Origin of the sequence: Cyanobium gracile UHCC 0139 (assembly GCF_034931325.1) — a bacterium.
GTDB lineage: Bacteria > Cyanobacteriota > Cyanobacteriia > PCC-6307 > Cyanobiaceae > Cyanobium > Cyanobium gracile_B.
Map to the genome: position 1 here is coordinate 54,422 of NZ_JAYGHX010000007.1, position 16,984 is coordinate 71,405.

Annotated in this window: 18 protein-coding genes; 5 read left to right on the top strand and 13 right to left on the bottom strand. The window is 71.1% G+C overall.

Annotated elements, in window-relative coordinates; all coding sequences use genetic code 11:
- Window positions 1-3: 3 nt before the first annotated feature.
- Window positions 4-432, bottom strand: coding sequence for a Rid family detoxifying hydrolase (locus VB738_RS11930; protein WP_323305943.1), 429 nt, complete (start codon window positions 430-432; stop codon window positions 4-6).
- Between the two features lie 11 nt (window positions 433-443).
- Here VB738_RS11930 and VB738_RS11935 point away from each other — a divergent pair, with 11 nt between their 5' ends.
- Window positions 444-1,679 carry an ABC transporter ATP-binding protein gene (locus tag VB738_RS11935; protein ID WP_323305944.1) on the top strand — a complete coding sequence of 412 codons (1,236 nt, stop codon included), beginning with the start codon at window positions 444-446 and terminating at the stop codon, window positions 1,677-1,679.
- 75 nt (window positions 1,680-1,754) lie between these two features.
- Here VB738_RS11935 and gloB read toward each other — a convergent pair whose 3' ends face one another.
- Window positions 1,755-2,525: a hydroxyacylglutathione hydrolase gene (gene gloB, locus VB738_RS11940; protein ID WP_323305945.1), complete on the bottom strand. Its 771-nt coding sequence runs from the start codon at window positions 2,523-2,525 to the stop codon at window positions 1,755-1,757.
- 29 nt (window positions 2,526-2,554) lie between these two features.
- Between gloB and hisG the strand changes: the two genes are divergently transcribed.
- Together hisG and VB738_RS11950 are read left to right on the top strand one after the other, a co-directional pair.
- Window positions 2,555-3,235, top strand: a complete 681-nt coding sequence (gene hisG, locus VB738_RS11945; protein ID WP_323305946.1) for an ATP phosphoribosyltransferase — start codon at window positions 2,555-2,557, stop codon at window positions 3,233-3,235.
- A complete protein-coding gene (locus tag VB738_RS11950) occupies window positions 3,232-5,031 on the top strand; it encodes an ABC transporter ATP-binding protein (protein ID WP_323305947.1) in 1,800 nt (599 codons plus the stop codon). Before hisG ends, VB738_RS11950 begins: the two co-directional genes overlap by 4 nt.
- Here the strand turns inward: VB738_RS11950 and VB738_RS11955 are convergent.
- Complete coding sequence (locus VB738_RS11955) at window positions 4,983-5,768, bottom strand: alpha/beta hydrolase (RefSeq protein ID WP_323305948.1); 786 nt, start codon at window positions 5,766-5,768, stop codon at window positions 4,983-4,985. The genes VB738_RS11950 and VB738_RS11955 overlap by 49 nt on opposite strands.
- 187 nt (window positions 5,769-5,955) lie before the next feature.
- Here VB738_RS11955 and VB738_RS11960 point away from each other — a divergent pair, with 187 nt between their 5' ends.
- Complete coding sequence (locus VB738_RS11960; RefSeq protein WP_190544500.1) at window positions 5,956-6,426, top strand: GNAT family N-acetyltransferase; 471 nt, start codon at window positions 5,956-5,958, stop codon at window positions 6,424-6,426.
- Here VB738_RS11960 and VB738_RS11965 read toward each other — a convergent pair.
- The 3 genes from VB738_RS11965 to VB738_RS11975 are packed head-to-tail and all read right to left on the bottom strand — an operon-like array spanning window position 6,369 to window position 8,901.
- Complete coding sequence (locus VB738_RS11965; RefSeq protein WP_323305949.1) at window positions 6,369-7,115, bottom strand: TIGR04283 family arsenosugar biosynthesis glycosyltransferase; 747 nt, start codon at window positions 7,113-7,115, stop codon at window positions 6,369-6,371. The genes VB738_RS11960 and VB738_RS11965 overlap by 58 nt on opposite strands.
- Complete coding sequence (locus VB738_RS11970; protein WP_323305950.1) at window positions 7,112-7,777, bottom strand: TIGR04282 family arsenosugar biosynthesis glycosyltransferase; 666 nt, start codon at window positions 7,775-7,777, stop codon at window positions 7,112-7,114. The genes VB738_RS11965 and VB738_RS11970 overlap by 4 nt, the downstream gene beginning before the upstream one ends.
- Window positions 7,774-8,901 (bottom strand): trypsin-like peptidase domain-containing protein, encoded by a 1,128-nt coding sequence (locus VB738_RS11975; RefSeq protein ID WP_323305951.1) that lies wholly within the window; start codon window positions 8,899-8,901, stop codon window positions 7,774-7,776. Before VB738_RS11975 ends, VB738_RS11970 begins: the two co-directional genes overlap by 4 nt.
- A gap of 91 nt (window positions 8,902-8,992) precedes the next feature.
- On the opposite strand from VB738_RS11975, the gene dnaA reads away from it, so the two are divergent.
- On the top strand, window positions 8,993-10,390 hold the full coding sequence (gene dnaA, locus VB738_RS11980) for a chromosomal replication initiator protein DnaA (RefSeq protein WP_416233180.1): 1,398 nt from the start codon (window positions 8,993-8,995) through the stop codon (window positions 10,388-10,390).
- A gap of 3 nt (window positions 10,391-10,393) precedes the next feature.
- Here dnaA and cbbX read toward each other — a convergent pair whose 3' ends face one another.
- The 7 genes from cbbX to VB738_RS12015 form a co-directional block, all read right to left on the bottom strand.
- Complete coding sequence (gene cbbX / locus VB738_RS11985) at window positions 10,394-11,362, bottom strand: CbbX protein (RefSeq protein WP_323305952.1); 969 nt, start codon at window positions 11,360-11,362, stop codon at window positions 10,394-10,396.
- Window positions 11,349-11,594 carry a 4a-hydroxytetrahydrobiopterin dehydratase gene (locus VB738_RS11990; protein WP_216922565.1) on the bottom strand — a complete coding sequence of 82 codons (246 nt, stop codon included), beginning with the start codon at window positions 11,592-11,594 and terminating at the stop codon, window positions 11,349-11,351. Before VB738_RS11990 ends, cbbX begins: the two co-directional genes overlap by 14 nt.
- 15 nt (window positions 11,595-11,609) lie before the next feature.
- Window positions 11,610-12,770: a CO2 hydration protein gene (locus tag VB738_RS11995; protein ID WP_323305953.1), complete on the bottom strand. Its 1,161-nt coding sequence runs from the start codon at window positions 12,768-12,770 to the stop codon at window positions 11,610-11,612.
- Window positions 12,767-14,299, bottom strand: coding sequence for an NADH-quinone oxidoreductase subunit M (locus VB738_RS12000; protein ID WP_323305954.1), 1,533 nt, complete (start codon window positions 14,297-14,299; stop codon window positions 12,767-12,769). Before VB738_RS12000 ends, VB738_RS11995 begins: the two co-directional genes overlap by 4 nt.
- 7 nt (window positions 14,300-14,306) lie before the next feature.
- On the bottom strand, window positions 14,307-16,151 hold the full coding sequence (locus tag VB738_RS12005) for an NAD(P)H-quinone oxidoreductase subunit F (RefSeq protein ID WP_323305955.1): 1,845 nt from the start codon (window positions 16,149-16,151) through the stop codon (window positions 14,307-14,309).
- 14 nt (window positions 16,152-16,165) lie between these two features.
- Window positions 16,166-16,633: a ferritin-like domain-containing protein gene (locus VB738_RS12010; RefSeq protein WP_323305956.1), complete on the bottom strand. Its 468-nt coding sequence runs from the start codon at window positions 16,631-16,633 to the stop codon at window positions 16,166-16,168.
- Window positions 16,634-16,638: 5 nt separating this feature from the next.
- On the bottom strand, window positions 16,639-16,984 hold a 346-nt coding region (locus VB738_RS12015; RefSeq protein ID WP_323305957.1), incomplete at its 5' end, for a BMC domain-containing protein.

Consider the following 16,984-nt stretch of genomic DNA (forward strand, 5'->3'; position numbering starts at 1 on the left):
GGCTCAGGCGACCAGGGCGATGGCGTCGATCTCCACCCGGGCCCCCCTGGGCAGGGCCGCCACCTGCACACAGGCCCGGGCCGGGGCGACGCCCTCGCTGAACACACCGGCGTAGAGGGCGTTGACCCGGGTGAAATCGGCGAGGTCGACCAGATACACCGTGGTGCGCACCACCTGATCCGGGCGGCAGCCGGCGGCGGCGAGCACCGCCTGAAGATTGCTCAGAACCTGGCGGGTCTCGGCCTCGACGTCGCCATCCCCCACCAGCACCCCGCTCAGCGGGTCGAGGGCGATCTGGCCGGAGCAGTAGAGGACGCCGCCGGCAAGAACAGCCTGGTTGTAGGGGCCGACCGGTGCGGGGGCGGCCGGGGTGTTGACCGGATGAGACAGGGGGCTGTGCCTTTGGTCACCCCCGCCGGCGCTGGTACTCATGACGGGTAAAAATGCGGGACTGGGATCCTATTGCTCACTCGAACACCATCGCCAAGCCGTCCGCCACTTCCGCCACCGCGGCAGCTGCCCTTTCACCCGCTGCTGCCGCCACGGCCTCGAACTCCGGGGATGCCGGCCCCGGCGCCCACGTCTGCATCGAGGACCTCTGGTACCGCTACCCGGGCCGCGACGTCACCGCCTGGACCCTCCAGGGGATTGACCTTGTCCTCGGCGCCGGCGAGCTGGTGGGTCTCCTGGGCCCCTCCGGTTGCGGCAAGACCACCCTGCTGCGCCTGATCGCCGGCTTCGAGCGCCCCGGCCGGGGCCGCATCAGCATCGGCGGCCAGCAGGTGGCGGGTCCGGACCGCCTGCTGCCCCCCGAGCGACGGGGCGTCGGCATGGTCTTCCAGGACGATGCCCTGTTTCCCCATCTCGATGCCTGGCGCAACGCCTGTTTCGGCCTGCGCCGCGGCCAGGACACCGCCCGGGTGGCCTGGCTGCTCGATCTGCTGGGCCTGGGCGGGCTGGAGCGCCGCTACCCCCACGAACTGTCCGGCGGCCAGCGCCAGCGCCTGGCCATGGCCCGCGCCCTGGCCCCGTCCCCCTCGGTGGTGTTGCTCGACGAGCCCTTCTCCAACCTGGACGTGGAGGTGCGGCTGCGGTTGCGCAGCGAGCTTCCGGCGGTGCTGGCCCGCTGCGGCGCCAGCGGCCTGATGGTGACCCATGACCCGGAGGAGGCGCTGGCGATCTGTGACCGGGTGGGGGTGCTCCGTGACGGGGTGCTGCACCAGTGCGCCCCGCCGCGGGAGCTTGTCGACCAGCCCGCCACCGCCTTCGTCGGCCAGTTCGTGCTCCAGTCCAACCTGTTGCCGGCCGGCTGGCGGGGCCGGCGGCTGCAGACCGCCCTCGGCGAACTCGAGCCGCTCTCCGGGGGCGAGCACGGTTCTGGGGGATCCGGGGCCGTCGAGGTGATGGTCCGCCCCCAGGCCCTGGAGTTCCTGCCAGGGGGGGAGGGGTCCGCCTGGATCTCCGGCCGGGAGTTCCTGGGCCGGGAGTGGCTCTACCAGGTGCAACTCGGTGACCAGCGGCTGCGCTGGCGAGCGCCCCTGGAGGCCGACCATCCCCATGGATGCCGGGGCTGGCTGCGGTTCCGCCCGGGCGAGTCGGCGCTGCTGTTTCCCGGTGGCCGGCCGCTGGTCACGCTGCCGCCGGGCCGCAACGCCGCAAGCCCCAGTTCCCCCCTCTGAGGTCGGGGCCGGGCCGGCGCTGCGGCAGCAGCTGACGGTGGCCACCGCTGGGATCGGCATCTTGAGCCGTCCTGCTCACCCCGCCCAGTCATTCTTGCTGCGGCGCAGGTCGGCCAGTTCGCGGGGATCCGCCGCCCGCATGAACAGGTTGGTGCGGCGCTCCTCGCCGATGCTGCTGGGGATCGTGGCACCGTCGTCGGAGCGGGTGCGCCGCACCGCGGCCAGCCGTTCGGCGATGGCCCCGTCCTCCGGCCGCTGCGCCGCCGCCCAGCGCAGGTTGGCCTCGGTGTACTCATGGGCGCACCACACCCGGGTGGCCTCCGGAAGGGCGGCCAGCCGCTGCAGGGAGCGGTGCATCTGCTCGGGGGTTCCCTCGAACAGCCGGCCGCAGCCACCGGCGAACAGGGTGTCGCCGCAGAACAGCTCCCCCTGCAGGGGCAGATGGAAGGCGATGTGGGCGCGGGTGTGGCCCGGCACCGCCAGCACCTCCACCGGCTGACCCAGCAGGCTGAAGCGATCGCCGTCCGCCACCCCCCGGGTCTGGAAGGGGATCCGCTCCCGGTCGTCGCGGGCGGCCACCACCTCGGCCCGGGGCCATTCCCGCAGCAGGGCGGGGGTACCGCCGATGTGATCGCTGTGGTGGTGGGTGTGCAGCACCGCCACCAGCTCAAGCTGCCGCTGCTTCAGCCAGGCGATCGCCGGCTCCGCCAGCGCCGGATCCACCAGCACCGCCCGCCGGCCGTCGTGAAGCAGGAACAGGTAGTTGTCCCGCAGTACCGGCAGCAGTGCCACCTGCAGGGGCGCCGGGGGGCCGGGTGCGACGGGGGCTTCGGCGTGATCCGGCATCGTTACAGTCCAGGTTGCTGCTGGCTTCCATGATCACCGCCAACCAGCGGTCCCCGATCACAGTCGCCCTCGCCAAGGGTGCCCTGCTCAAGGACTCGGTGCGCCGCTTCCAGGCGGCCGGCCTGGACTTCTCCGCCCTGCTGGAGGAGGACAACCGCCTGCTGATGGTGCCCAGCCGCTGCGGCACGGCCCGGGCCCTGCTGGTGCGTAACGCCGATGTGCCGGTCTATGTGGCCTATGGCCAGGCCCAGCTCGGGGTGGTGGGGTACGACGTGCTGCGCGAGCACCAGCTGCCCGTGGCCCAGCTGGTGGATCTGGGCTTCGGCGGCTGCCGCATGGCCGTGGCGGTGAAGGCGAGCAGCGGCTACCGCCGGGCCGCGGACCTGCCAGCCCACTGCCGCGTGGCGAGCAAGTTCACCCGTTGCGCCGAAGCCTTCTTCGAGCAGCTGGACCTGCCGGTGGAGCTGATCCATCTCACCGGCTCGGTGGAGCTGGGGCCGATCACGGGGATGTCCGAGGCGATCGTCGATCTGGTGGCCACCGGCCGCACCCTCCGGGACAACGGGCTGGTGGCGATCGAGGATCTGTTCAGCAGCACGGCCCGGCTGATCGGGCACCCCCTGGCCCTGCGGCTGGATGACGGCACCCTCCAGGGTCTCGTGGAGCGCGTCGCCACCGCCCAGAGGACCGCCACGGTGCCGTCCCGATGAGCAGCCTCGACCGCCAGCGGCTGCGGCGCCTGCTGCCCTATCTCGGCCGGGATCGCAAGCGGCTGCTGCTGTCGCTGCTGCTGCTGATTCCCCTGGCCCTGGCGGCCTCGGTGCAGCCGCTGCTGGTGGGCCAGGTGATCTCCAAGCTCCGGGGCGAGGAGGTGCTGCCCTGGTTGACCCCCCTGCCGGAGCCGACGGCCCTGCGGGTGCTGGTGGCGATGCTGCTGGCGGCGGTGCTGCTGCGCCTCTCCCTCCAGGGCACCCAGACCTACAACGTGCAGGTGGTGGGCCAGCGCCTCACCGCGCGCATCCGCGACGATCTGTTCCGCCATGCGATGGCCCTGTCGCTGCGCTTCCATGACCGCACGCCGGTGGGCAAGCTGCTCACCCGCCTCACCAGCGACGTGGATGCCCTGGCCGAGGTGTTCGGGAGCGGGGCGGTGGGGGTGCTTTCTGATCTGGTCACCCTGCTGGTGATCGGCCTCACCATGCTCTCCATCGAGTGGCGCCTGGGCCTGCTACTGCTCGTCAGCCAGGTGCCCGTGACCCTCGGGGTGCTCTGGCTGCAGGGCCGCTACCGCAAGGCCAACTATCGGGTGCGCGAGGAGCTGGGCCAGCTCAACGCTGACCTCCAGGAAAACCTCCAGGGCCTGGAGGTGGTGCAGATGTTCCGCCGTGAGGCCGTCAACGGCGAGCGCTTCTCCCACACCACCGACGCCTACCGCCGGGCGGTGACGGGCACGATCTTCTACGACAGCGCCATCTCCGCATTCATCGAGTGGGTGGCCCTGGCGGCGGTGGCGCTGGTGCTGGCCCTCGGCGGCGCCATGGTCACCGGCGGCGCCATGGGCCTGGGCACCCTCACCACCTTCATCCTCTTCTCCCAGCGGGTGTTCGACCCCCTGCGCCAGCTGGCGGAGCGCTTCACCCAGATCCAGGGGGGCCTCACGGCGGTGGAGCGCATCGGCGAGCTGCTGGAGCAGCCGATCGAGATCGCCGATCTGCCCACCAGTCAGCGCAGCGCCGCCGCCATGGTGTCGGGGGCGGAACGCTTCAGCCCCGGAGAGGTGGAGTTCGAGAACGTCTCCTTCGCCTACCGCCCCGACGACCCGATCCTCACCGATCTCTCCTTCCGCATCGCCCCCGGCGAGCATGTGGCGATCGTGGGCCCCACCGGATCCGGCAAGACCACCGTGATCCGTCTTCTCTGCCGGCTCTACGAACCGCAGCAGGGCACCATCCGTCTCGACGGGGTCGACATCCGCGAGCTGCCGATCGCCACCCTGCGCCGCCGCCTGGGGGTGGTGCTGCAGGACACGTTCCTGTTCAGCGGCAACGTGGCGGAGAACCTGCGCCTCGATGCGGCCATCAGCGATGCGGATCTGGAACGCCTCTGCGGTGACCTCGGCCTCGGCCCCCTGCTGGCCAGGCTGGGCGATGGCCTGGCCTCAGAGCTGCGGGAGCGGGGCGGCAACCTCTCCTCCGGCGAGCGCCAGTTGCTGGCGGTGGCGCGGGTGGCGATCCGCGACCCGTCGGTGCTGGTGATGGACGAGGCCACGGCCTTCATGGATCCCTCCACGGAGGCCACCCTGCAGCGGGACCTCGACACCCTGCTCAGCGGCCGCACCGCCATCGTCATCGCCCACCGCCTGGCCACCGTCGAGGCCGCCGACCGGATCCTGGTGCTGCGCCGCGGCCGCCTGATCGAGGAGGGCAACCATCGCGAGCTCCGGGCCGTCGGCGGGCTCTACGCGCAGCTGGCGGAGCTGCAGGAGAAGGGACTGGCCACGCTCTGAGGCCCGCCGGGCGGCTGGGCTGTCAGGGCCAGGTCGTCCGCCAGCCAGGTGTCGATCAGGGCCGCCAGCTCGCGGGGGCGCTCGAGCATCGGCAGGTGACCCAGCCCAGGGAGGATCGCCAGCTGGTGGTCGGGGCTGTAGCCAGCCAGATGGCGCACGTAGCGGGGCTCCATCACCTGGTCGCGGCTGCCGGCGATCCAGAGGCTGGGCACCGTGAGCCCGGCAGCCAGCCTCGGCAGCTGGTGCACCGCGCCCCGGTTGGTGCTGCAGGCCAGCAGGCCTCGGGCGGCGCGGCCGTCGGCCAGCAGCGGACTGCGGATCGCGTCCGTGCCGGGCAGCCGGGCCAGCCAGGACGGACGCCAGCGAAGGAAGGCGGCCCCGCCGCGGCGCACCCGGGCGAAGGGGCGGGGCTGGAACACACCGCCCCCCACCGCGATCTGCACCAGGCCCCTCAGCTGCTCCCCCAGCAGGGGCGCCGCATGGAGCACGACGCTGCCCCCCAGCGAGTGACCCAGGAGCACCACCGGCCGCCCGGCGGCTTCCCGCTGGACGGCCTCCGCCAGCCAGCGCCCGTAGCTGGCCAGGCTGGCCTGCAGGCCCCGGGGCCGGTGGCTGCCTCCGAAGCCGGGCAGATCAGGGCACCAGAGCGACCAGCGGGGCGCCAGTTCCCGCCGCAGCGGGTGCCACAGACGCCCCGCCAGCAACCAGCCGTGCACGCCCACCAGCAGGGGCGACACGGTCTCCGCCGCCGCCGGAGCCGGCGACGTCGCCGGGGCCGGAGCCGCCTGGGTCCGATCGGAGCCGGTGGAAGGGACGCTCAGGACGGTTGCCGCGTCAATCCCCCACCCTGCCGCAGTCCTGTCGGCATCCGTCAGGATCTTCAGAACGCGTAGCCCTCTCGCCGTGCCCGGGACCCTTCCGCTGATGACCGACCTCTACGGACCCGGCCACCGCCTCTGTGCCTGCCCCAACCCCAGCCTGGAGCTGGTGCTCAGCCAGACCCGACCGATCGACCTGATCGAGCTGGAGGCGCTCTGCGATGCGGTGGGCTGGAGCCGCCGTCCCTTGCGGCGCGTGCGCAAGGCCCTCCAGCACAGCCTCCTTCAGGTGGGGCTCTGGCGGCACGACGCCCGCCTGCCGCGGCTGGTGGGCTTCGCCCGCTGCACCGGGGACGGGGTGGTGGAGGCCACCGTCTGGGATGTGGCGGTCCATCCCCGCTACCAGGGAGCCGGGCTGGGCAAGGAGCTGATGGATTATGTGCTCGAACAGCTGCGGGCCATGGGAATCGACCGGGTGAGTCTGTTCGCCGACCCCGACGTGGTGGGGTTCTATGCCGCTCAGGGCTGGGAGCTGGAGCCGCTGCAGCGCCGCTGCGCCTTCTGGTACGCCCCCTGAGGGGCGCGGCCGTAGTAACGGGCCGCCAGCTGCTCCACCGGTGTGCCGCGGCGCCAGTCGCGGCGCAGGCGGGCATTGGCCAGCATGGTCTGCCAGACCCCCAGCCGGCGCCAGCGCCGGCCGTTCACCCGCAGGGCCGGGGCCAGGATCGCGATCCTGGCCAGGGGCCGCAGCCGCTGCAGGAACTCCAGGTCCTCCATCAGGGGCAGCGGGGCGATCCCGCCAGCGGCGTCATACAGGCACCTGGCCAGAAGCAGTCCCTGGTCGCCGTAGGGCAGGTGGCGCCAGCGACTGCGGAGGTCCACCGCCAGCTCCACCAGGCGCAGGGCCGGATCGGCGCCGGCGATCCGCAGCCGGAAGGCCCAGGCGGTGCACGCACCACCGCCGATCGCGGCGGCCAGGGCCGGGGCCCATCCCGGCGGAAGGCGCACGTCTGCATGCAGCAGCAGCAGCCACGGGGCCGTGCTGCGGGCCACCCCGCCGGCCAGCTGCCTGCCGCGGCCTCCCCCCTGCCGCAGCACCAGCGCCCCGGCCAGGGCGGCCAGCTGCGGTGTGGCATCGGTGCTGCCGCCATCCACCACCAGCACCTCCCGGACCAGGTCCGGCGCCGTGGCCAGGTCGGCGAGCAGCGCCGGCAGGCCATGGGCCTCGTCGCGGGCGGCGATCACGACGCTCAGGGGCGGGCTCATCGCCAGCGGTCCAGATCGGCGGGGCGGTCGAGATCGTGGCGCTCCGCCAGCAGCGCCGTGCTCAGCCCCGCCTTCCGGGCCAGCTGGAGGGTCTGCTCCAGCACCCGGTCGCTGCCCCATTCGATACCGCTGAACACCTGGGGTGTCGCCCGGCGCCGGCCGATCAGCCAGTAGCCCCCGTCTCCGGCGGGACCCAGCACCAGGGCGTGGTGCTCCAGCGCCCGGAACGCGGCCAGCAGGTCGTCGGCCGCCAGCTCCGGCAGGTCACTGCCGATCAGCACCACCGCGGCGGCCCCCTCCCGCCAGCCGCGACCCATCTGGCGCTGCATCCGTAGGCCGAGGCTGCCCGGTCCCTGGTCCACCACCCGGTCGACACCGAGCCGGCGTCCCCAGCGCCCCGCGGCCCCGGGGCCCAGGCCGCTCGTCGCCAGCACCAGCCGCAGCCCGGCGCCGGGGCGTCCATCGCCGCCGGCCGCGGCCATCGCCCGGCGGGCTTCGGCGGCGGCGGCCAGCCCGTGCCGGGTGAGGCGCGCCTGGATCGCTGCTGCCCGCCCCGTCCCCACGCCGGGAACGAGGCGGCTCTTGCAGCGACCCGGAGCCGGCCAGCGGGCCAGCATCACCAGCTGGGGGGGGCCGATCCCCAGGCCCTGCGGTGGTCTCAACCCTCGCGCGGCAGTTCGGCGGGACGCACGGTGAGGTTCTGACGGGAACCGTTGCGCTGGACGGTGATCGTCAGCGGCTCGCCCACCCTGCCCCGGTCGACGGCCAGCTGCACCTCCGAGGCGTTCTTCACCGCCTTCTCGCCCACCTTCTCGATCAGGTCGCAGGGCTTCAGACCGCCCCGGGCCGCCGGGCTGTTGTCCATCACCTCGACCACCACCACCCCGTTCACTTCCGGCAGGCGGCACTCGTTGGTGGTGGCGTTGATCTCCTTGGCCAGCTGGGGGGTCAGGGCCTGCAGCCGCACCCCGATGTAGGGGTGGCTGGCATAGCCACGCTCGAGGATCTGGGCGGCGATCTGGCGGGCCGTGTTGATCGGGATCGCGAAGCTCAGGCCGGCCCCCGGTGCCTGGCGGATGGCGGTGTTGATGCCGATCACCTGGCCCCGGTCATTGATCAGAGGGCCGCCGCTGTTGCCGGGGTTCACGGCCGCGTCGGTCTGGATGTAGGGCACGCGCTGGCCCTCACCCACGGCGTTGGTGCGCTGGATGGCGCTGATGATCCCCGCCGTCACCGTGTTGTCGAGGCCCAGGGGGTTGCCGATGGCGATCGCCCATTCGCCTGGCCGAACCTTGTTGGAGTCGCCCAGGGTGGCGACCGGCAGCTTGGAGGCCACCACCTTCACCACCGCCACGTCGGTGAGGGGGTCGGCCCCCAGCACCTTGCCGGTGAAGCTGCGGCCGTCGGGGAGGGTGACGCTCACCTCGCTGGCGCCCTCGACCACGTGGGCGTTAGTGAGCAGCACCCCGTCGGAGCGGGTGATGAAGCCCGATCCCTGGCCCTGCTGCTGCTGGATGGCCGGACCGCGGCCGAAGATGCCCCCCAGGGGGTTCACGGTGCGTTTGACCGTGTCGATGCGCACGACCGCCGGACCGGCCTTCTCGACGGCATCGACGATCACCGAGCTGCTGGGCTGAAGGGAGGGCCCCGGCGCCGCATCGCTGATGGGGGGCTGCTCGGGCTGGCGCACCCCGGGCAGGGCCAGACGGGTGCCGGTGCAGGAGGTCAGCAGGCCTGCCGCGGCCGCCAGCAGGGTGAGGCGTGACAGGAAACGGGGCTGGACCATCGGAGGTGGGCGGTCGGCACTGAGGGATTCATTTAAGACGAACCTCCGGGCCTGGGATGCCTATATTCGGCCATCGCGTCGTGGGCTCCTGGTGCAGCAGGGTGATCAGCTGTGGCACCGGGTGAGCCAGGATCTTCAGGGCAGGCTCAGCAAGCCCACCTACGAGACCTGGATCCGTCAGGCCCGTTGCCGTGACTACGCCGACGGACTGCTGCGCCTGGAGGCCCCCAACAGCTTCGCCTGCGGCTGGCTGCGCAAGAACTACCTGGTGATGATCGCCGCGGTGGCCAGTGAGCACGCCGGCCGGCAGGTGCGGGTGGAGGTGGAAGTGGCCCCCGATGCCGAGCCCCTGGGAGCCCCCCCCGAGCTGGTGGCTGAGAACGGCGGCGCCGGCTCGCCACCGCCGCCGACGCCCCCGGCCGCCGCTGCCCGGCCGCTGCCCGGCCCCCTGCGTCACGGGGCGGGCCTGAACACCCGCTATGTGTTCAACCGCTTCGTGGTGGGGGCCAACAGCCGCATGGCCCATGCCGCCTCCCTGGCGGTGGCCGAAGCCCCGGGCCGGGAGTTCAACCCCCTGTTCATCTGCGGCGGTGTGGGGCTGGGCAAGACCCACCTGATGCAGGCCATCGGCCACTACCGGCTGGAGATCGACCCGGAGGCGCGGGTGTTCTATGTGAGCACCGAGACCTTCACCAATGACCTGATCCAGGCCATCCGCAAGGACGGCATGCAGGCCTTCCGGGATCGCTACCGGGCCGCCGACCTGATCCTGGTGGACGACATCCAGTTCATCGAGGGGAAGGAATACACCCAGGAGGAGTTCTTCCACACCTTCAACGCCCTGCACGAGGCGGGCCGCCAGATCGTGATCGCCAGCGACCGGCCCCCCAGCCAGATCCCCAGGCTCCAGGAGCGGTTGATCTCCCGCTTCTCGATGGGCCTGATCGCCGACATCCAGATCCCCGATCTGGAGACCCGGATGGCGATCCTGCACAAGAAGGCGGAGGCGGAGCAGGTGGCCCTGCCCCGGGAGCTGATCCAGTACATCGCCGGCCGCTTCACCTCCAACATCCGCGAACTCGAAGGCGCCCTCACCCGGGCCGTGGCCTTCGCCTCGATCACGGGCCTGCCAATGACGGTGGAATCGCTGGCGCCGATGCTCGATCCGGTCGGTAACGAGGTGGCGGTCACCCCCCAGCAGGTGCTGGAGAAGGTGGCCGAGGTGTTCGAGGTGCGCATCGAGGAGATGCTCAGCCCCAGCCGCAAGCGGGCCGTGAGCCAGTCACGGCAGGTGGGCATGTACCTGATGCGCCAGAACACGAACCTGTCGCTGCCGCGCATCGGCGAAGCCTTCGGCGGCAAGGATCACTCCACCGTGATGTATGCGGTGGAGCAGGTGGAGAAGAAGCTCAGCAGCGATCCCGCCCTGGCGCGGCGGGTGCAGCAGGTGCGGGACCTGCTGCAGATCGCTTGCCGCCAGCGCCGCTGAGGTTCAGCCCGCGCCGGTGAGGGGCCGGGCCGGATCGAGCCCCTCCACTTCCCCGTGGAACACCCGGCTGGCAGTGATGTCCTCGGCCTCGATCGTCATCAGGTCGGTCTTGGTCAGGGCCCGCCCCATGCCGCTGAACAGGCGGTTGGCCTGGCGCATGCGGGCCCGGTCGATGGCGTTGCGGATCGAGCGGGCATTGGCGAAGAAGGGCAGCTGCATGCGGCGCTGGATGTACTCGGCGAAGGCGGCGGCGGCCTCGGGGCTGAAGCGGTAGTTCTCCGCCGCCAGGATCAGCTGGGCGATCGCCAGAAGTTCGCTGGCGGAGTAGTCGGGGAAGTCGATGTGGTTGGCCACCCGCGAGGACAGGCCCGGGTTGCTCTGGTAAAAGACGTCCATCCGCTCCTTGTAGCCGGCGAAGATCACCACCAGATCGTTGCGGTTGTTCTCCATCACCTGCAGCAGAATCTCGATCGCCTCGGCGCCGTAGTCCCGCTCGTTCTCCGGCCGGTAGAGGTAATAGGCCTCATCGATGAACAGCACGCCGCCCATCGCTTTTTTGAGCATCTCCCGGGTTTTGGGGGCGGTGTGGCCGATGTACTGGCCCACCAGATCGTCGCGGGTGGCCGTCACCACATGGCCCTTGCGGACGTAGCCGAGGCCGTGCAGGATCTTCGACATCCGCTCCGCCACCGTCGTCTTGCCGGTGCCGGGCCGGCCGGTGAACGACATGTGCAGGCTGGGGGGGGCCGTGTCGAGGCCCACCTGGGTGCGGGCCCGGTTGATCACCAGCAGGGCGGCGATCTCCCGGATGCGGGCCTTCACCGGCCGCAGGCCGATCAGTTCCCGGTCGAGCTGGTCGAGCACCTCCTTGATGCCGGCGGCGTCGTAGGCCGCCCGCAGATCCACCAGCCGCGTCTCCGGCGGCGCGCTCCCGTCCCCCTCGTCGGATGCGGCGCCTTCAGAGGAGACCATCGATGGCCTGCGCGAAGGTTTCCTCCGGTTCGCCGATGGGGTCCTCGTCGGCTTCGGCGCGCACGGTGAGGTTCACGTAGGTGCGCCCGAAGCTGATGTCGGGGAAGCGGCCCTCCTGCTCGGAGAGGCCGTTCAGGCGTTCCAGGAAGACGCGGGTGCTTTCGTAGTCGTCGAACTCGATGCGGCGCTCGAGCCGATCGGGTCGGGGCCGACGGGTCCAGGGCTGATCCATGGGTCCGACCCTAGATCAGCCCGGATCGTCGAGGCAGTCGGTGCGGGCCACGCAGAGGCGGGCGGCCCAGGCGGCGGCATGGGCCCGGTTGGCCGCCTGTTCCGCCGGCGCCTGGGTCGTGAGCGGGTGGGGGAAGGTGCCGGCGATGGCGGCGTTGGTGACGCAGAACATCGCCTTCTGGAAACTCATGCAGATCTTCACCCGCATGTCGCCGTCGCCGCGGATGCCGGCCAGGTAGCGGTTGCGCAGCCGTTCGGGCAGGTGGCGGTACATGTCCTGCATCAGCAGGCTGGGGGGGATGCCCGAGCCCATGGTGGGCAGCGGGTCGGCGTAGAGGGCGCCGTACATGAACTGGGCCTGGTCGGGGGAGATCTGCTGGGCCTGGGCGTTGAAGGACACCGTGCCCAGGAACGGGGTGCCGCGCAGGAACACCGCCTCCACGTAAGGCACGGCCACATCCCCCAGGAAGGTGAGACCGGCCTCGGGGGGAAGCACCCAGAAGGAGCTGCCGCCGATCTCCACCGCGTAGGTGATCGGCGCCCCGGCCGCCGCCACCAGACCCTCCTTGATGAAGGTCACCACCGCGGCGATCGAGTCCACGCGCCCGTCCCGCTCGGCCCGGGCCAGATCGAGGAACAGATCGCTCATCACCCGCCAGAACTGGCCCAGGGCATGGGTGGTGGCGGCCGAGCGGATCAGTTCGGTGAGGAACTGGGGGAAGAGCGGGTTGAGCACCGCCAGCAGGGGATCGCGCCGGGTCTTGCGGGCGACGATGGCGGCGCAGCTGGCGGCGAACGCCTCACTGTCGAGATAGGCATCGAGGCCGCCGGTGCCGTGCCAGAGCATCGACTTCTGGCAGTACTCCGCGTACTCGTAGTTGATCCGATCGTGCAGCAGGTGGCGCCAGATCTTCGCCGGGCTGAGGTCGCCATCGAGGAAGCGGAACACCGGGAAGGGGTTCAGGAACTGCTGCTCGGCCTGGTAAACGAGATTGATGCTGTAGGCATCGAGCACCTCGCCGTAGCTCTCCAGCACGTCCACCACCTGCGCCAGATGATCGGGGGACTCGGCCAGCAGGGTGTGTCCTGCCAGCAGCGTTTCCACCAGATCGCTGCGGCTGGGACGGCCCCCGGCGTGGGTGAGGGGCGGCTTGGGGGAGCGTGGGATCGGTCTCATGACAGCGGTCCGGCCCCCTGGAGGGTCGCGAGCAGGGCCGGCAGCTGGGCCATGGCGGTGGTGGCCTGCTCGCTGAGGCGGCCCAGGCCGAAAGGCAGCACGCCCAGGGCCACCACGCCGCTGGCCAGGGCCAGGGCGGGCAGGGTTTCCCGCAGGGCCACCGCCGGCAGCCGCACCTCCAGGCGGGAGTCCGCCACCGGATCGCCGCTGGGCGGGGTCACCGCCAGGCGGCCGAAGAAGGCCCGGTTGACCAGCAGCAGGAAGTAAACGGCCGTCAGACCCGAGCCCACCATGCACAGCAGGGTGGCCACCGGGAAGGCGGCCAGGCTGCCCCGGAACACCAGGAATTCCGAGATGAAGCCCGCCATGCCGGGCATGCCGGCGCTGGCCATCACCCCGAGGATCATCAGGGTGCCGGTGAAGGGCAGGCCCCGCTCGGGGTTGAGCAGGCCGCGCAGCACCTCCAGGTCCCGGGTGCGGGTCTTGCGGTAGACGATGCCCACCAGCAGGAACAGCAGGGCGGAGATCAGCCCGTGGCTGACCATCTGGAAGACGGCCCCCAGCAGGCTGAGCGGGGTGGCGCCCGCCGCCGCCAGCAGGATGTAGCCCATGTGGCCCACGGAGCTGTAGGCCACCATCCGCTTCATGTCGCGCTGGGCGATGGCCGCCAGGGAGCCGTACAGCACCGACACCGCCGCCCAGCCCGCCAGCCAGGGGGCGAGCAGGGCCCAGGCCTCGGGGAACATCCCCAGGCAGAAGCGCAGCAGGCCGTAGGTGCCCAGTTTCAGCAGCACGCCCGCCAGCAGCACCGACACGGGGGTGGAGGCCTCGGTGTGGGCGTCGGGCAGCCAGGTGTGGAACGGCACCAGGGGGATCTTGATGGCGAAGCCGATCAGCAGTGCCCCCAGCAGCGCCAGCTGGGTGCCCATGCCGAGCTGGGCGGTGGTGACGGGATTGATGCTGAAATCGGCCTGGCCGGTGAACAGGGAGAGGCCGAGGAAGGCACCCAGGATGAGCACCCCGGAGACGGCCGTGAAGATCAGGAACTTCGTGGCGGCGTAGCTGCGGTTGGCGCCGCCCCAGATGGAGATCAGCAGCCAGAGGGGAATCAGCTCCAGCTCATAGAAGAGGAAGAACAGCAGCAGGTTCTCGGACAGAAATGCCCCGTTCACGGCCCCGCTGATCACCAGCAGCAGGGCGAAGTAGAGCCGGGGGCGCTGGCTGAGGTCCCGGGTGCAGATCCCCGACACCAGGGTGAGGCCGGCGTTGACCAGCACCAGGGGCATGGCCAGACCGTCGACGCCCAGGCGGTAGTCGAGGCCGATGCTGTCCACCCAGGCGAACGATTCCTGCAGCTGCAGGCCCGCCTGGCCGGGGTCGAAGGCCAGCAGCACCCGCACGCTCCAGAGCAGCTGCAGGCCCAGCAGGGCCAGGGCGGCGCGGCGGATGCGCTCGGTGGCCAGTTCACCCGGCCAGCAGAGCAGGCCGAGGGCGCCGGCGAACGGAATCAGCAGCAGGGCGCTCAGCATCGTCCGCTCAGCCCCCCAGCCAGGAGAGGCTGCCGACCAGCAGCACGATCGCGGCCACCACGGTGAAGACGTAGGTCTGCAGCCGGCCGCTCACCCCCAGCTTGAGGCCCTGGGCCGAGCCCATCGAGACGGCGGCGATGCGGTTGACCATGCCGTTGACCACCAGCTGGTCGAAGCCGTTGGTGATCCGGGCCAGGCCGGCCACGAAGGCCACGATCGTGGCCCGGTAGATGCGGTCCGTATAGAAGTCGAAGGCGAGCAGGTCCTGCAGAACCCGCAGGGGCCGCAGCACCGAGCGGGACCAGAAGGTGTCCAAGGGCACCAGGCTGCCCACCAGCAGACCCGCCAGGCCGCTGCCCACCAGGGCCAGGGCGGTGCCGCTCGAGAAAGCGCTGATGCCGGGAACCCGGTCGATGCGGGCCATGGCCAGGGGCGTGACCAGAACCAGCACGGCGACGGTGACCATGGGCAGGGCCATCAGCCAGTTCACCTCCGGCGCCCGCCGGGTCTTGGGGTGGGGCGCGCCCAGGAACACCTGGCGGTAGACCCGGGTGAGGTTGAGGGCCGTCAGGCCGTTGGTGAGCAGCACCACGGCGGCGAAGAACGGGGCCCGGGACCCCAGCCCCTCCACCATCAGGCCGAAGCTCCAGAAGCAGCCGAGGGGCAGCAGGCCGGTGAGGCCCGCGGCCCCCACCAGGAAGCCGGTGGTCGTGGCGGGCATGCGGGAGCCGAGGCCGCCCAGTTCGGTGAGGTCCTGGCAGTTGGTGGTGGCGATGACGCTGCCGACGCTCATGAACAGCACGGCCTTGGCCAGGGCATGGGAGAAGAGCAGCAGCAGGGCGATGAAGGGCTGCTGCAGGGCGATGGCAATGAACACCAGCCCCAGGTAGGAGGTGGTGGAGTAGGAGCAGGCCCGCTTGAGATCGACCTGGGAGATGGCCACGAGGGCGCCGCCGACGGCACTGATGGTTCCCACCGCCAGCAGCACGTCGATGGCCACCGGGGAGATCATCAGCAGCGGCATCACTTTCAGGAGCACCACGGCGCCGCAGGTGACGACGACGGAATTACGCAGGATCGAGGCCGGATTCGGACCCTCCATCGCCTCATCCAGCCAGAGATGCATCGGGAACTGGGCGCACTTGCCCATCGGCCCGGCGATGAGGGCCAGGCCCAGCAGGGTGGCTCCCAGGGCCGGCAGGGTCCCGTTGGCCGACCAGGCGTAGAGGTCGTTGAACTCCAGCGATCCGGCCCAGGTCGACAGGGTCACCACCCCCATCAGCAGCAGCACATCCCCCACCCGCTTGGTGAGGAAGGCATCGCGGGCGGCGGTCACCACCAGGGGCTGGGCATACCAGAAGCCCACCAGCAGGTAGGTGGAGAGCGTGAGCATCTCCAGCAGGAAATAGCTCATGAACAGGTTGCTGCTCAGCACCACCCCGGCCATGGCCCCCTCGAAGAAGCCCACCAGGGCGTAGAACCGGGCCAGGGACCACTCCTTGTCGAGGTAGCCCAGGGCGAACACCTGGCCCACCAGGCTCAGGCCGGTCACCAGCTCCAGCGCTGCCAGGTTGGTGAGGGACAGGTCGAAGCCGATGCGCAGATCAAGATCGGCGGCCGAGAACCAGGCGATGTCCACGTGCTGGGGGCCGAGGGCCAGCACGGCCCCCAGCACCAGGCTGCCGTGCAGCACCGCCAGCAGGGTGACCAGCAGGTTGAGATAGGCGGCCGGACGGGGGCCGTTGCGTTTGATCCAGCCCGCCGCCCAGGGCAGCGACAGCAGCATGCCGCTGAACCCGTAGAGGGGAATCAGCCAGCTGAGCTGGATCGACAGGGGAAGGGTGTCCGGCAAGGGAGGGAGGAACCTCAGAAGGTGGCCCGTTGCAGGGCCCTGGACGGGACGGCGGCAAGGCTGCCGATCCAGGCCGCCAGATCCTCCCCATGCTGCTGTTCTTCGTCCCGCAGGGCACGGAAGAAGGACGCATTGTTGCCATCGCCGATCAGCAGGCAGAAGCGCATCGCTTCGCCGTAGTGCTGGATCAGGTCCTCCTCGAGCACGGCGTTCAGCCGCAGCAGACCCTCCAGGTCGGCGGCGTGGGCGACCGGCCGCAGCTGGGAGGCGGCGGGGGCCACCCCCAGCTGCAGCATGCGCTGCACCAGCCGTTCAGCGTGTTTCATCTCCTCGACGGTCTCCTGCCGGAAACGTTCGGCGGCGGCGGCGTCGCCCCAGAGCTCCACGAGGGAGGCCTGGGTCATGTACTGCTGCACGGCGGACAGCTCCAGACTCAACGCGCGGCCCAGGTAGCCGAGGACGCGCGGATGGGCGGCGTCCATGGGGATCAGCCCCTGCGGCCGACGCCGGAGGCCGCCAGGGCCGGCTCCACCTCGCTGTGGGGACGGGCGATGATGTGGGCGGCCACCAGGCCGTCGCCCACCCGCTCGCAGGCGTCGGCGCCGGCCCGCACGGCGGCGTTCACGGCGCCGGTCTCACCGCGCACCATCACGGTGACGTAGCCGCCGCCGACGAACTCCCGGGCGATCAGGGTGACTTCCGCCGCCTTGGTCATAGCGTCCGCCGCCTCGATCGCCGGCACCAGGCCCCGGGTTTCGATCAGACCGAGGGCGATGCCGTGGATGGTGGGGGCCATGGAGGGGGTACGGGGAGTGGGGGTCTTGGGGGGGGTG

Excerpts from the sequence above, each read along its gene's own strand:
- VB738_RS11930 (WP_323305943.1), bottom strand. The coding sequence starts at position 432 with ATGAGTACCAGCGCCGGCGGGGGTGACCAAAGGCACAGCCCCCTGTCT.
- VB738_RS11935 (WP_323305944.1), top strand. The coding sequence starts at position 444 with ATGCGGGACTGGGATCCTATTGCTCACTCGAACACCATCGCCAAGCCG.
- gloB (WP_323305945.1), bottom strand. The coding sequence starts at position 2,525 with ATGCCGGATCACGCCGAAGCCCCCGTCGCACCCGGCCCCCCGGCGCCC.
- hisG (WP_323305946.1), top strand. The coding sequence starts at position 2,555 with ATGATCACCGCCAACCAGCGGTCCCCGATCACAGTCGCCCTCGCCAAG.
- VB738_RS11950 (WP_323305947.1), top strand. The coding sequence starts at position 3,232 with ATGAGCAGCCTCGACCGCCAGCGGCTGCGGCGCCTGCTGCCCTATCTC.
- VB738_RS11960 (WP_190544500.1), top strand. The coding sequence starts at position 5,956 with ATGACCGACCTCTACGGACCCGGCCACCGCCTCTGTGCCTGCCCCAAC.
- VB738_RS11965 (WP_323305949.1), bottom strand. The coding sequence starts at position 7,115 with ATGAGCCCGCCCCTGAGCGTCGTGATCGCCGCCCGCGACGAGGCCCAT.
- VB738_RS11975 (WP_323305951.1), bottom strand. The coding sequence starts at position 8,901 with ATGGTCCAGCCCCGTTTCCTGTCACGCCTCACCCTGCTGGCGGCCGCG.
- cbbX (WP_323305952.1), bottom strand. The coding sequence starts at position 11,362 with ATGGTCTCCTCTGAAGGCGCCGCATCCGACGAGGGGGACGGGAGCGCG.
- VB738_RS11990 (WP_216922565.1), bottom strand. The coding sequence starts at position 11,594 with ATGGATCAGCCCTGGACCCGTCGGCCCCGACCCGATCGGCTCGAGCGC.
- VB738_RS11995 (WP_323305953.1), bottom strand. The coding sequence starts at position 12,770 with ATGAGACCGATCCCACGCTCCCCCAAGCCGCCCCTCACCCACGCCGGG.
- VB738_RS12000 (WP_323305954.1), bottom strand. The coding sequence starts at position 14,299 with ATGCTGAGCGCCCTGCTGCTGATTCCGTTCGCCGGCGCCCTCGGCCTG.
- VB738_RS12010 (WP_323305956.1), bottom strand. The coding sequence starts at position 16,633 with ATGGACGCCGCCCATCCGCGCGTCCTCGGCTACCTGGGCCGCGCGTTG.